The organism is Marispirochaeta aestuarii, from assembly GCF_002087085.1.
GTDB classification, from domain to species: Bacteria; Spirochaetota; Spirochaetia; order JC444; family Marispirochaetaceae; genus Marispirochaeta; species Marispirochaeta aestuarii.
This window is the reverse complement of sequence record NZ_MWQY01000005.1, coordinates 59,564-73,777: the sequence shown is the minus strand read 5'-3', so window position 1 is coordinate 73,777 and position 14,214 is coordinate 59,564. Positions and strand designations below refer to the sequence as shown.

Here is a 14,214-nt window from a genome sequence, read left to right as displayed (position 1 = left end):
TGTCAAAGCATACGCCTTAGGTTTATCATGGTCGCACAAAACTGTACGCTGTCCTGAAGAGTGGAATAGTCTATCATTGTGGGAGCAACGTGAATATTTACGACATGGCAAAGGAAGCGGGAGTTTCAATTTCTACCGTTTCCCGGGTATTGAACAATCATCCGAATGTACGAAAGGCCACCAAGGAACGGGTCCTCGGGGTATTAAAGAAACACAATTATGTTCCCAGTGCGGTCGCAAAGAGCCTTGTCAACAAATCGACCAACGTGATCGCTGTTCTGGCGGTGGATGTACGGCATCTGCACTATGCGAATATTGCCTTTACAATCGAACAGAAACTGAGCGCCAGCGGCTATAATACCATTCTCTGCAACACCGGCTACGACAAAAAAAAGATGTTCGATTACATTCGTGTTCTTGCGGAAAAGCAGGTTGACGGGGTCATAATGGTCGGTTCTGTCTTATCCTCCGATGAAACGGCGGAAAGCATTAAGCGATATTTATCCGACACTCCCATAGTTATGCACAACACAATACTCACCGGGCCGAACATCTACAATATATCGTCGGAAGAGTCCCATGGCATAGACCTTGCGATGGATTACCTTGTTCAGGATAAGGAAATCCGCCGTATTGCCTATATCCAGGACTACGATACCCTGGTTGGAAAACAGAAACGCAGCGAATACCGTAAAAAGCTCAAGGAATACGGTATCAGCTATGACAGAAACCTGGTTGTAAAGACAGAAAGCGGACTGGACGGCGGCATCGCTGCAATCAGGGAACTTTCCCGGCGCAACGTGGACTATTCGGCCCTTATCGGCTGTGACGACATTACCTGCCTTGGGGCAATGCAGGAGCTCGAGCGGATGGGCAGAGTAATTCCCCGGGACGTTCAGGTAATCGGATTCAACAACACCATCTTCTCCCGGATATCCAACCCGCCAATGACGGTAATCGATAATAAAGAGGAGATGACCGGCATCATGCTTGCCAGGGCCATTGCGGACATTCTTCTTGGCCGGGATTTGCCCTCCCATACCCTTCTCTACCCGGAACTCATAAAACGGGGCACCGCGTAAAAAGATATCTCAGTTATGCAGTATTATTTTCAGTAATTTCTTGTGCTGGCCCCCTTCATGGCCTATTCTATATATTAGATCATGGCGTAAGGTAGGTGGCCGATGGGTCTCAGAAAACTTCTTTTTACCCCATTCCTTTTTCTGTTTGTATGTCTTGCCGGCTGGTCTGAAACCATGGCAATTCCCAACGCCGTTACCGGTGAAGGCGTATATTCCGCCCTCAGTGTGACGATAGCCGACAAAATCGCGGAAGAACTTGTGTCCTCGAATCTCTACGAAATACTCGACCGTACCTACGTGGAGCAGATTCTCAACGAGCAGGAGTTCCAGTTGTCCGGGCTGGTTAGTGAAGCGGACGTAAAAAAAGCGGGGGATTTTCTGGGTGCCGATTATGTCTGTGTTTCCAGGGTAACCCGCATCGAATTGTTCTATGTCATCAGCGCCAAAATTATCAGCGTGGAAACCGGACGCATAATCGCCCAGACCTCCGCCGAAGCGGAGGGCTCAACGGCCGTAATCTTCGAGCTTTCCAGCCGGGTGGGCAAACAGCTGGTGCAGAGTCTTCGGGGGGATCAGCCGGAGACAGAAATTACCGGCACTGTCTTTGCCGAAGAGAGCCCCCGGCGCGAAACCACCCCCCCCCGACAGGAACAACCCGAGCCCCAGGAGTCGCGGCAGGAGGTTCAAGCTTCTCCGTCGGTTCAGCAGCCAGTCGTAAAAAAACCGAGGCGGTCCCACCTGACATTCTCATGGATGCTGCCCCGCTTTGCCGGTACTGCCATCGATATGGTGGAGGATAATTATTCCTATCCATTTTCCTATGATCTGCCGACCAACGGATTCGACATGCATCTCCTTCTCGACATGACCAACAACTTCTATTTCGCCACGAGTATGGGCTACGGATGGCAGGATTTTGAGGGAGATGACGGCTACGAGGCGGAAGACTTTTCTGTTCTTGATCTGCGACTGAGCTTCGGCATGCTGCTTCCTGTGGGAGGCTTTTCGTCCCTCTTTTTCGGCGGCGGGTTGAACTACGTCATTTTTACCCTGGGAGACAACTGGGACCCCGGTGAAGGATGGATGGAGGAGGGCTTCGGCATCAGCTTCGAAGGAGGCCTCGATTTTTACCTCAGCGATCTGTGCCTTTCCGCCCGCATGAACTATACCTATGTCCCGGAACTCTCCACGGACGAAATCTTTCCGGAACCGGAGGATCTGGATATCACCAGCATCATGATCGGTGCCGGTTTCCGTTTCTAGAGTTCCCGGACCTCGGCGGTGTAGCCGCCCTCTCCATGGGTCTTCAGCACCAGGTTATGGGTAATTGCGGGGACCTGATGATCAGGATCATGGCTCACGTATAAAAGGGTTGCAATCCTGTGCTCGGCAATCAGTTGCGCCGCATTCAGTACCATTCCGGTATTATGATCGTCGAGACCGTGGCAGGGTTCGTCCAGAAGCAGAAGTTCCGGTCGTTTGATCAGGGCCCGTACAATCAGGGCCACCCGCTGAATTCCGAAAGAGACCTGCCGCATCGTCGCATTCAGATAGCCCTCCAGGCCGAACAGCCTGGACCATTCCCGGGCCTCATCAATCTGAATATCCTTCGCTTTGTCGTAAAGGCCCAGGGTATCGAAAAAACCTGAGAGTACCACGTCCATAAGCGGGATCCCCATGAGCTGCCGCATATGGAGGGCGGGAGATACATGCCCGATCCTTTTCTTGATCTCCCAGACGCTCTCACCGGAGCCTTTTCGCCTGCCGAAAAGGTATATCTCCTGGCCGTAGGCCTTGGGATTATCACCATTGACCAGTTCCATAAGGGTGGTTTTACCGGCTCCGTTGGGACCGGAGATCTTCCAAGCTTCGCCGGAGAGTACCCGCCAGTTAATATCCCGGAGTATGACTTCTTCCCTGTAGGAGACGCTGACCTGTTTCATTTCCAGAAGGGAGGTAGCGTTTTTATTTTCATTCCCATTATCGCCACTGCGGGAGCGAATCTTGTCCCAGAGCTTCCTGTTCTCGTTCCTCCGGAAGTCCGGGGACGAGGAACAGGCAGCCCCGGACGGTGCGGAGAGTTCCAGAAACTGGTCGGTATATTCCGGAGCCTCCCGGCGCCGTCCGCTTACAATAACAAGGGAGCACTGGTCGAGAAGGTGCTCAAGAAAATCGGTAAGTTCCTGCCTGGCGTCAATATCCAGGCCGTCGAAGGGATCATCGAGAATCAGAAGCAGCGGCTCGTCGATGAGAGCATGCAGAATAAGGACCTTCCTCAGCTCCCCGGAGGAGAGGGCCCGCAGCCCCCGATTGAGCAGGGTATCAATACGAAAACGCTGAATAAGTCCCATGAACCGGGATGGGATCCTATCTTCTGTTCCAAGGTACTCCTTAACCGGACGTCCCAGATCCGCGGCGCCGCCGTTGAGATCGCTCTCATCCCGGTGTTTCTCAGCCTCTATGAGGCGTAAGCCCGTTTCAAAGGAGACGAGCTCCACCCTGCCCTTCAGTTCCGGCGCCTCTGTACGTATGCCCACCGCCGGCTCGATCTCGCCGGCCAGTACCCTGCTGAACCAGGTTTTTCCGCTGCCGTTGGGTCCGTACAGCACAGTACATCTGCCGAAGCGAATATCGCAGTCGGGAAAGTTCTGTCCGCCCCGCTCCTGAGTAATGAATGAAACATTCCTCACCCGTACCAGAAAATCGTCCTTTTCCATCGGGAAAAGTAGAACACATGTGGCCAAGATACTGCAATAGTTTTAGTTGCATATTACGCATCGTTGCGTTGTTATTTTTGCAATATTTTCAATATTGACAGGGTCTCTGCATACGCTTATGCTAGTTTACGTATATAAACTCTGAACGGAAAAAGGTAGTAAATATGAACTATTTTAATTCACTTCCCCTGCGCAGACAGCTCGAACAGCTGGGCACCTGCGACTTCATGGACTCCGCGGAATTTTCCGGAGTTGAAAAGCTGAAGGGAAAAAAGATCGTGATTGTGGGCTGCGGTGCCCAGGGGCTGAATCAGGGACTCAATCTCCGCGACTCCGGCCTTGACGTCTCCTACGCCCTGAGGGCGGAGGCAATCAGCCGGAAACGTCAGTCTTTTATCAATGCCACGGAGAACGGTTTTGCCGTAGGCACCCATGACGAAATGATTCCCCAGGCTGATCTTGTGGCCAATCTTACCCCTGACAAACAACACTCAGCCGTTATAGACACCATCATGCCCCTCATGAAAAAGGGAGCTGCCCTCCTCTATTCCCACGGTTTTAATATCGTGGAAGAGGGAAAACAGATCCGTGAGGATATCACGGTCATAATGGTCGCCCCCAAATCCCCGGGTTCAGAAGTCAGGGAAGAGTACAAACGAGGTTTCGGCGTTCCCACCCTGATCGCGGTTCATCCGGAAAACGATCCGAAGGGCGAAGGGCTTGAACTGGCCAAGGCCTATGCCGCCGGTACAGGTGGACACCGGGCGGGGGTACTCAAGTCCTCCTTTATTGCGGAGGTAAAATCCGACCTCATGGGAGAACAGACCATTCTCTGCGGCATGCTCCAGACCGGTTCCATTCTTATATTTGACAAGATGGTCGAAAAAGGCATCAAGGAAGATTACGCCTGTAAACTTGTACAGTTCGGATGGGAGACTGTTTCCGAAGCCATGAAGCACGGTGGCATAACCAACATGATGGACCGCCTCTCCAATCCCGCCAAGATCAGGGCCTTCGAACTTTCCGAGGAGCTGAAGGAGCTTATGACTCCTCTCTATCAGAAGCATATGGACGACATAATGTCCGGAAAGTTCAGCTCCACCATGATGGAGGACTGGAAAAACGACGACAAAGACCTTCTACGCTGGAGGGAAGAAACCAACAGTACGGGTTTTGAAAAAGCCCCTACCGGGACCATGGAGATCAGCGAGCAGGAGTATTTCGACCACGGAGTCCTCATGGTAGCCATGGTAAAAGCCGGAGTCGAGCTGGCCTTCGAAACCATGACCTCTTCCGGAATAAAGGCGGAATCGGCCTATTATGAATCCCTTCATGAGGTACCGCTGATCGCGAATCTTATCGGCCGTAAGAAGCTGTATGAAATGAACAAGGTAATCTCCGACACCGCTGAGTACGGCTGTTACCTCTTTGCAAACGACTGCGTTCCTTTGCTGCAGGACTTCATGAAAAAAATCGATACCGATGTTGCGGGAAAGAGTTTTAAAGGCGGCAGTAACGACGTGGACAATGTAGAACTGATCAGGGTAAACAGGGAAATCAGAAACCACCCCGTCGAAACCGTGGGCGCCAGACTGCGGGGATTCATGACTTCCATGAAGAGTCTGCGATATTAGTACCTGGAGGACGGAATGTGCAAAGGGGGCCGCTTACGGCCCCCTTTTTTCGTTTCAGGCTCCCTCGGCTTTCTGTTTGCGGTTATAACTGTAGAGGGCGAGCTCTGACTCTTCTGATTTTCTTATATGGCCGATTATCCCGGCCGCGTCGAGTCCGAACTCCGCGAGCAGCTCCTCCCGGGTCCCCTGGGCATAGAAGGTATCCGGAAGACCGTAATATGCGAAACCGCAGTTCAGCTGGCGCTGCTGAACGATGGAAGCCAGGGTCTCACCGATACCGCCGATGCGGGCTGCATCTTCGATACATATTACGTTGGAATAGGAATCAAGCAGCTCTGCAAGATAATCCTCGTCCAGGGGCTTGATAAAGCGAAGATTGTATATGTCACAGTAGATTCCCTCTTCCCGAAGTCCTGCCGTGGCGGAACGGGCCTCCTTCAGAAGACTGCCGGGACTTATCAGCAGAGTATTGGATGGTCCTTCACTTATGAGCTTCCCTCTGCCGGTCTCCCAGGGATCGGCAAGATCCTCCCATCCCAGGGCGCTTCCCTTGGGATAGCGGAGCATGCAGGGGCTGTTCAGTCTGAAAGCATAATCCATGGCGGCTGCCATCTCCTGCCTGCAGCCTGGAGCGAGGATCGTCATATTGGGAACAGCCTTGAAGAGGGCGATATCGTAAATACCCTGATGGGTTTCACCGTCATCTCCGACCAGTCCTGCCCTGTCCATGGCAATGACGACCGGAAGGCCGGGAAGGGCGATGTCGTGAATAACCTGGTCCACGGTGCGCTGCATAAAGGTGGAATAGATGGCCACAACCGGACGGCATCCGGAGCGTGCCTGTCCAGCCGCGAAAGCTACTGCGTGCTCCTCTGCAATTCCCACATCAAAGAATCGATCAGGAAAGCGCTCCTGGAAGGCATGCAGACCTGTTCCCTTGGACATGGCTGCAGTTATAGCCGTGATTCGCTTGTCGGATTCGGCGTTCCGCAGGATGCTGTCGGAAAAAGCCGCTGTGAAGGAGTAGGAAGCCCTCTCGGTCAGCTTTCCGTCTTCGACGGTAAAGGGGGCAATCCCGTGGAAAAGCGTCGGGTTACCCTCGGCATGCTCGTATCCTCTGCCCTTCTGGGTTACCACATGGACAACCGTCGGCCGGCCGATCTTTTTGACCTCTTCAAAAACCTCTTTCAGCTTTGTTATGCTGTGACCGTCGATGGGTCCGACGTATTCAAAACCGAGATCCGAAAAAATACTCTCTTTATAGAGAACCGCCTTGAAACCCTTCCGTATGCGTACACTGAGATCAAAGAGCTTCATACCGATAAGGGGAAGTCCCTTTATTCCCTGGTCAAACTTTTCTCGCAGCCTCTGATACCTCTTGGAAGCGAAGAGCCGGCTCAAATAACTGGATAAAAGCCATTTACCGCTGACCGTAAGGGCGCCGACGTTCTTGCTGATGGACATGGTGTTGTCGTTCAGTACGACTATCAGCTGTTTTTTCAGATGGCCGGCATGATTCAAAGCCTCGAAGGCCATGCCTCCGGTCATTGCACCATCGCCTATTACCGCGACCACTGCCCCGTCAGCTCCTGCCACTTCCTGACCGGTCAGAACCCCCAGGGCCTCGGAGATGGAAGTCGATGCATGCCCGGTTTCCACGATATCGTGGCGACTCTCGCTGTTTTTTGGAAATCCGCTTATACCGTCTTTTTTACGGATACCGTCAAAACTTTTGTTTCGGCCGGTCAGGAGCTTGTGTGTATAACACTGGTGTCCCACATCCCAGATCAGCTTGTCCTTCGGTGATTCAAAAACCAGGTGCAGGGCCATGCTCAACTCAACAGCCCCAAGGTTACTGGCCAGATGTCCGCCGTTTCTGCTTACAACGCTTATAATGCGTTCCCGTATCTCCTGGGCAAGCCGGGGGAGACTGTTCTTTTCCAGCTTACGAAGATCTTCAGGACCGTTTATTGTATTTAACAGGGAATCATCCATACAGCTTCTCCAGTCATACTTTGTAAGATACTGCTATTCTGCAGGAGAAAACAACAGATATATCATATTATTTATATATTCAAGAAGCAGTCTCCGGCGGGTATCTTCGGACAAGGTATACGCACTTCCTGTCTGCTGCGTCTCCACAGGTAAATTTTCTGCAGGTATTTCGTTCAGGGCTTCCGGCACCTCTTCGCCTTCCGGCAGCAGTGGAAGCTCCTGCCCTGCCGCCGCTTCTTCTTCCGGTGGAGCCTGTGCCTCTTCCGGGCGTTGAAGGTCTGTATCAGTAATAACCTGTTCATCTCCGCGGATAAAACTGGAGAAAACCAGAACCGAATCGGCCAGCTTATCGAAGTCGACTGTAGCATCCTCGTCCAGGTCACGAATATTTGCCCAGCCCTCTATTTCCACACGCTGAACTGCCCGGTCTATCCGCGTTTCTCTGCTGCCCCGCAGGAAAACGGCACCGGAAGGTCCGGTCTGCACAATACGCGCCCCCAGCCGGGTAGACAGAATGCTTTCCTCTTCGCCGTCTGCGGTGGACTGGTTTTGACTGGAGCCGGAAGGAAGAAAATTGAAAAGTCCATCTCCCTCGCCTCCTGTAAAGGTAAGAGAAACGCTTCCGGCGGTGCTGAAAGATGAGGTATAGGTCATGGAAGTTTCAGAATCTATTCTTACCCCCACCAGATCTCCAACCTGCAGAGATCCGGCGGCGCTCAGATAGCCGGGGAAATCGGGGGGTACAAGACTATCAGCACCAAGTAAGGCAGTACAAAGGATTAATGCTGATAGAAGGGCTGTCAAACGTCTCATATGGGAGAACCATCAAGGTTCGGGGATTGGCATCCCTGCGGACGGCCAATCCCTTGTCAACCTTGTTATTTCTTCTTGTGTCGGTTCTTCCGAAGCTTTTTTTTCCGCTTATGGGTCGCAATCTTATGTCGCTTTCTTTTTCGTCCGCAAGGCACAGCAACCGGCTCCTTTCTCTTTTAGTTTGGGTTTGTATCCGGATTCCCGCTCATTCGAGAATCATGCAATACATAATCCTAAGATACTAAACAAGTTATGAGGAGTATGCAGGGTATTCGACGCCAAAGTCAAGGCCCCCCGAAGGCTTTACCGGAATTGTTATTGTTGTTGAATTTCGCCCGGGATGTCAGTATGATGTGCACAGTGGATACCACCGTCAATACAATACCGGTCCGGTATACTGATTCCCGGATCAACGAAATGATCCGTTCCTTATCATCCGAAAGCCTTGTGCTGCCTCAGCATTTCAACCAGAACGAGGAATTTTTTCTTAAATTGCCCGAAGAAATCGAGGTTCCAGGAATTCCCATCCATCATGACATTCGCCGCAGCACCCCGAAAGAGGAGTACCTTGCGCCTGTACGGCAGGTAATTGAAGCATTGCTTCCCCTTATTCCCGGGTTTTTCCATGAGACCAGCTACTATTTTGATGCCTCAGAAGTCCTTCGTCCCTGTTTTTTTCAGGTTTTCCGCCTCAACAAGCTCTCATTTCTGTATCTTGGACGACTGGACCTGAGCTTTCGGACTCATGACGGCGAAATGATCGATCATGGCGGCAATGACCGTACCCCTCGTTACCGTACCCGGAATATCTATCTGGACTGTGATCTGATCCCCCTGGATGAAATACTCCTGGACGAACGAAGGGTCACCGGTTTTATTGTCAGACAGATTATCTCCCAGACCTGGATAGGAGAAACCGGCAGGGGCTATTTTGTCCAGGGCATATGGATCGATCATGAATTGACGAAGTTCTTTTCCCGTCTGTTCATTCCCCGGGAGACCAGCCTTTACCCCTACTACCCTTTTACCTGTAAATACCGTTCCCTCTGTCATGCCCTTCTGGATCCCGATCCTGAAGGACGACGCCGGGGGGTCCCCCGCCTGAAGAGGGCTCTCGAGTTTATAGAGCCGGAGATAGAAGAGATACAGAATCATCTGAAAAAAGAGTCCTTCAGTCCGGAGCTTCCGATTTTCACCTCCCTGAAAGAACGGATACCGCCTGTCTGGAACGGCCTATGGAAGGAGATCCGTTTTAAACGCTATCTGAATGAACACGACATGAAGGAGTTTGTGCTTGAATCTGCAACTTGAAGATATTCCCGGCATGAGGATAACCGTTATGGGTCTGGGACTCCACGGCGGCGGTGCCGCAGCCGCCCGTTTTTTCGCCAGCCTTGGAGCGCGGGTGCTGGTCACCGACCTGAGAAGTTCCGAGGAACTTTCCGCTTCCCTGAGCGACCTGAAGAACCTGGAAATCGAATATCGCCTGGGAGAACATCGCCTGGAGGACTTTTCCGGAGCCGATCTGGTCATAAAGAACCCGGCGGTACCCTCGGGTTCGGAATACCTGAAGGCCGCACACCACGTGAGCAGCGATATCGCTGTTTTCCTGGGCCTCAGCGGCCGCGAAGTCTTCGCCATAACCGGGACCAAGGGTAAGTCTACTACGGCCAGCGCGGTGCACCATGTTCTGTCGACAATCAAAAGCGAAACCGACCTGGGAGGAAACATCACCATCAGTCCCCTGAATTTCCTGCTCAGGGATATGATAAACGGCAGCCTCAAAGAGAAGGATGCACCGGTGGTTCTGGAGCTCTCTTCCTGGCAGCTGGCGGACTGTCTTCCCCGGGAGGTATTGAAGCCCCGGTACAGCATGATCACCAACATAATGCATGATCACCAGAACCGTTATGACAGCTTCGAGGATTATGTTGCCGACAAGGCCCTGATATTTTCCAATCAGGACAGTAACGATGTATCGGTTTTCAACTATGACGACCCTTACGGACGGAAATATGCCGGGGAGTCCCGAGCCAGGGTCCTCTACTTTTCCAATAATCAACTTCCCGCAGCGCTGGAGGGTGGTTTTCTTAAAGGGACCAGGGGATTCCTGCGCAGGGAGGGCAAGGAAGTGGAAATCCTGCCGGAAACTCTTGCAGTTCCCGGCGCTCACAACCGGCTCAACCTGCTGGCCGCAGCGGTAATGCTCGCATCCTCCGGGGTTCCGGTGGAAACCATCAAGTCCGGACTTGCGGATTTTCACGGCATTCCCCACCGTCTGGAAGAGGTGGCCCGAATCGACGGCGTACTGTATGTAAACGACAGCGCCGCCACAATCCCTGAGGCTGCGGCTGCTGCAATTGCCAGCTTTGATGCTCCCGTACGGCTGATTGCCGGAGGTACGGACAAGGAACTGGATTTTACCGGCTTTTCCGATGCCCTGCGCAGGGTGGCGGGGCTTTATTTATTGAAAGGAAACGCAACGCCCCGTTTTGAAGCTGCGGCGGAAGAAGCCGGTATCAGGCATCGGGGACCCTTTGAATCCCTGGAGGAAGCCCTTATGCAGGTGCGGGCAGAGGCCCGTCCGGGGGATGTGGTACTGCTTTCGCCGGGATGCGCTTCCTTCGGGATGTTCAGAAACGAGTTTCACCGGGGAGACCTTTTCAGGGACTATGTCCGCAGTCTTGCCGGGACGGGCGGACTCTGATCAGCGGCGAAGACGTTTATAGTAGAAGTTTCTGGCCTTCTCCGCTGCTCGGTAGAGTGTATAGGCGCCCGGGCGAACGGGAAAATCCCAGCAGCCCGCACGGTTTATTATCCGGCCGCCGAATCCCGTTTTAAACCGGTAGAGCCCGCTCATGGGATGGTCCTCGTCTTCATAGGGCGGGATTCCATAGAGATCGTAGCTTTCACAGCCGTGCTGTTTTGCAAGGCGGATCGCTTCCCACTGCAGCAGATAGGTGGGCATGCAGTTCCTGTGTACCGACCGGGAGGCGCCGTAGAGGTAGGTGGATGATTTTCCATGGAGAACAACGATGTTCCCGGCGATAACCTCCCCCTCAAGCTCCGCTAGAAGAAGACGAACAGAGGGGTTCTTGCGTTTCAGTCCTTCCTGGAAAACCCTGCGGTAATAGTCCAGGGAGTGGATGCTGATGCCGTCCCGCCCGGCGGTCTCCCGATAGATGTCGTACCAGGTTTCCAGGTCCTTTATGCTGCCGCTGCGAACGGAAACCCCTTTTTTGCCCGCCAGCCGTATATTGTAGCGGGTCTTCTTTTTCATTCCCGCAAGAATATCCTCCTCGCTCTCCTTCAGAGAGAGGACCACTGTGTCGGGAGGCTGCACATCAACGGGGGCTTTTTTAAAAGGGGATTTGAGGTAGCCTTTTCTCTCCTCTGCAGCAGATATCTGCCAGGGGAGATCAAAACGGATAAAGCTTACATAGTCCGGCAGGGAGGGAATCATGTTCCGTGCAAAGAGGGCGAAAAAATGGGGCTCCACCTCGTTGACGGGACCATGGGGTACGTAGGCTATACCCTGCCCAAAGGGCAGGCGCCGCACGAGAACCAGCAGGGGCTGATCGTTAAAACTGAAGGCAAAGGGTGTCCAGCCGAAGCTCTCCTTTACCCTTCCCCAGTAGCCTGACTGCAGCAGGTTGTCGTACCCGTCGAGTTCGTCAAGAGAAACCGTTTCCATCATCGCCCCGGGCATAATCAGCCTACGCTCCCCCTGGCGAGATTTTTTGTGCGGACAGGTGTTCCGTCGGCTGCCACCGCGGTGGAACCGATCATTACCGTGTTATCTTCAACCCGCATGGGGGTGGAGAAAAAGTCGTCGATGCTGATCCGCTTTGCTCCCTCCGCCGCGGCAGCCTCTCCATCCAGGGAAAGACGGGTCCCCGGTGCGACCTCCGGCAGAAAGAGGACCTCCAGCTCCTTTTCCCCCTCCGTAGAGGCGGCCAGGAGCATTCCTTCGCTCTTTATCCCCCGGAGTTTTGCAGGTTTCAGGTTGTAGACAAGTACGATGTGTCGGCCTGTCAGATCCTCGATACTGTAATGGTCCACAAGACCGGAGACTATCTGCCGCTCCTCCTCCCCCAGCTTCAGCTGAAGAACGTAGAGCTTGTCGGCGTCGGGGTGCTGCTCGACTGTTTCGATCCGTGCAACCCGCAGGTCAAGACGTTCCCGGAAAAAATCCTCCGGCGAAGCTTCGGACTTCTCCTGATTTTCCTTTCTGGCGGCTTCCCTCTCTGCCTGGCTGCCGGCGAAGCGTTCCCGTAAGCCTTCGATGAAATCATCCTCAAGACGCTGAAAAAGGATTTCCGGCTTCGCGATGGCCGTTATACCGTCGGCCCGGCCCAGGGTATCCCAGCTTATCGCGTCCATTCCAAGCCAGCCGGCAATTCTATCCGAGGTTTCCGGAATATAGGGGGAAATCAGTACCGCCAGATCGCGGATAAGGAAAGTCAGGTCCCTGAGAAGCCGGGCAGCCTCTTCCGGAGCCTCCTTGCGGGTCCGCCAGGGCTCTCCGTCCTGGAAGGCCTTGTTTCCCATGGAGGAGAGGGCGAAAATTTCCCGGAAAGCATCCCGCAGCTCCGCCCGCTCAAGATGGGCGGTAATCTTCTCTTCATGCACTGCCACCTGTTTCCAGAACTCTGCGTCCGGTTCGGCCTCCGGAAGTTTTCCGTCATAGAAACGGTTCACAAAGGTGAGGGTCCGGTTTACCAGGTTGCCCAGGTTGCCGATCAACTCTCCATTCACCTTCTCCTGAAAATCCTTCCAGGTAAAGAGGGCATCCGCCTTTTCGGGGCGATTATAGTATATATAGAAGCGCCATACATCCGCGGGGATTCCCGTTTCCTTGGCGTCGGTACCGAAAACGCCGATCCCCTTGCTCTTGGAGAACTTACCGCTCTCGTAGTTCAGATACTCGGTGGATGACATGTGGTGCAGGAGGGTCCAGTTTTCACCGCTTCCCAGCAGGGATGAAGGAAAAATAACCGTATGAAAGGGGATGTTGTCCTTGCCGATGAACTGGAAAAGCTCCACGTTTTCCGGGTTTTTCCACCACGTTTCCCACTCCGCCGTCAGGGTCGCGGTTATGGATATGTAGCCGATGGGGGCGTCGAACCAGACATAGAAGACCTTGTCTTCATAGCCCTTTTTAGGGACCGGGATTCCCCACTTCAGGTCCCGGGTTATGGCCCGTTCCTTGAGGCCGTCCCGGATCCAGGAGTTGGTCATCTGAACAGCATTGCGGGCCCAGAAACCCTGGACCGAAGCCTCGGTCATCCAGTTCTGGAGTTTCGGAAGTATGGCGGGAAGATCGAGATAGAGGTGATGGGTCACCCTCACCTCGGGTTCCGCGCCGCAGGTACCGCAGCGGGGTTTTACCAGGTCCGTCGGGTCAAGCAGTTTGCCGCAGTTTTCGCACTGATCTCCCCGGGCATCATCATAGCCGCAGTGGGGACAGGTTCCCCGGACAAAGCGATCCGCCAGAAAGCGCTGACAGCTCGTACAGTAGAGCTGTTCGATGCTGCCTTCTTTTATGTAGCCCTGCCGGTCGCAGCCCCTGAAGATGGACTGGACAATATCGGTCTGTTCCGGGGTGGAAGTGCGGCCGAACTTGTCAAAGGCGATGTTGAACCATTTGTAGATATCGTCGTGGATAACAAAATAGCGGTCGCACAGCTCCTTGGGAGAGACTCCTTCCTCCAGTGCCCTGGTCTCGGTGGCGGTTCCGTACTCATCGGTTCCGCAGACATAGAGGGTTTCGTAGCCCTTGAGCCGGCAGAAACGGGCAAAAACGTCCGCCGACAGAACCTGTATAAGGTTGCCGAGATGGGGAATATTGTTAACATAGGGCAGTGCCGAGGTGATCAGTCTCTTCTTCATAGCTCATCACTATATGGAATAATTGCCGCTGTTGCAAGAGAAAGGGGATATCCGAAGCTTCCGGGTGATCTCCCTTGACGC

10 protein-coding genes are annotated in these 14,214 nt (G+C 53.4%); 5 read left to right on the top strand and 5 right to left on the bottom strand.

Annotated elements, in window-relative coordinates; translation table 11 throughout:
• Positions 1-89 precede the first annotated feature (89 nt).
• Complete coding sequence (locus tag B4O97_RS05550; RefSeq protein ID WP_083049047.1) at positions 90-1,082, top strand: LacI family DNA-binding transcriptional regulator; 993 nt, start codon at positions 90-92, stop codon at positions 1,080-1,082.
• A gap of 102 nt (positions 1,083-1,184) precedes the next feature.
• Complete coding sequence (locus B4O97_RS05545) at positions 1,185-2,345, top strand: CsgG/HfaB family protein (protein WP_083049045.1); 1,161 nt, start codon at positions 1,185-1,187, stop codon at positions 2,343-2,345.
• Here B4O97_RS05545 and B4O97_RS05540 read toward each other — a convergent pair.
• Positions 2,342-3,799, bottom strand: coding sequence for an ATP-binding cassette domain-containing protein (locus tag B4O97_RS05540; protein ID WP_083049044.1), 1,458 nt, complete (start codon positions 3,797-3,799; stop codon positions 2,342-2,344). The two genes, B4O97_RS05545 and B4O97_RS05540, sit on opposite strands and share 4 nt — an antisense overlap.
• A gap of 164 nt (positions 3,800-3,963) precedes the next feature.
• On the opposite strand from B4O97_RS05540, the gene ilvC reads away from it, so the two are divergent.
• On the top strand, positions 3,964-5,433 hold the full coding sequence (gene ilvC, locus B4O97_RS05535; protein WP_083049042.1) for a ketol-acid reductoisomerase: 1,470 nt from the start codon (positions 3,964-3,966) through the stop codon (positions 5,431-5,433).
• A 54-nt stretch (positions 5,434-5,487) separates the two neighbouring features.
• Here the strand turns inward: ilvC and dxs are convergent, their stop codons facing one another.
• Together dxs and B4O97_RS05525 are read right to left on the bottom strand one after the other, a co-directional pair.
• Positions 5,488-7,428, bottom strand: coding sequence for a 1-deoxy-D-xylulose-5-phosphate synthase (dxs, locus tag B4O97_RS05530; RefSeq protein WP_083049040.1), 1,941 nt, complete (start codon positions 7,426-7,428; stop codon positions 5,488-5,490).
• A 33-nt stretch (positions 7,429-7,461) separates the two neighbouring features.
• Positions 7,462-8,241 carry a flagellar basal body L-ring protein FlgH gene (locus B4O97_RS05525; RefSeq protein WP_083049037.1) on the bottom strand — a complete coding sequence of 260 codons (780 nt, stop codon included), beginning with the start codon at positions 8,239-8,241 and terminating at the stop codon, positions 7,462-7,464.
• Positions 8,242-8,589: 348 nt separating this feature from the next.
• Between B4O97_RS05525 and B4O97_RS05520 the strand changes: the two genes are divergently transcribed.
• Positions 8,590-9,552: a hypothetical protein gene (locus B4O97_RS05520; protein ID WP_143305555.1), complete on the top strand. Its 963-nt coding sequence runs from the start codon at positions 8,590-8,592 to the stop codon at positions 9,550-9,552.
• Complete coding sequence (gene murD / locus B4O97_RS05515) at positions 9,536-10,948, top strand: UDP-N-acetylmuramoyl-L-alanine--D-glutamate ligase (protein WP_233142948.1); 1,413 nt, start codon at positions 9,536-9,538, stop codon at positions 10,946-10,948. The genes B4O97_RS05520 and murD overlap by 17 nt, the downstream gene beginning before the upstream one ends.
• Here the strand turns inward: murD and B4O97_RS05510 are convergent, their stop codons facing one another.
• Together B4O97_RS05510 and metG are read right to left on the bottom strand one after the other, a co-directional pair.
• A complete protein-coding gene (locus B4O97_RS05510) occupies positions 10,949-11,950 on the bottom strand; it encodes a lipid II:glycine glycyltransferase FemX (protein WP_233142945.1) in 1,002 nt (333 codons plus the stop codon). It lies immediately after the preceding gene.
• Between the two features lie 2 nt (positions 11,951-11,952).
• Positions 11,953-14,133, bottom strand: a complete 2,181-nt coding sequence (gene metG / locus B4O97_RS05505; protein WP_083049033.1) for a methionine--tRNA ligase — start codon at positions 14,131-14,133, stop codon at positions 11,953-11,955.
• Positions 14,134-14,214 lie beyond the last annotated feature (81 nt).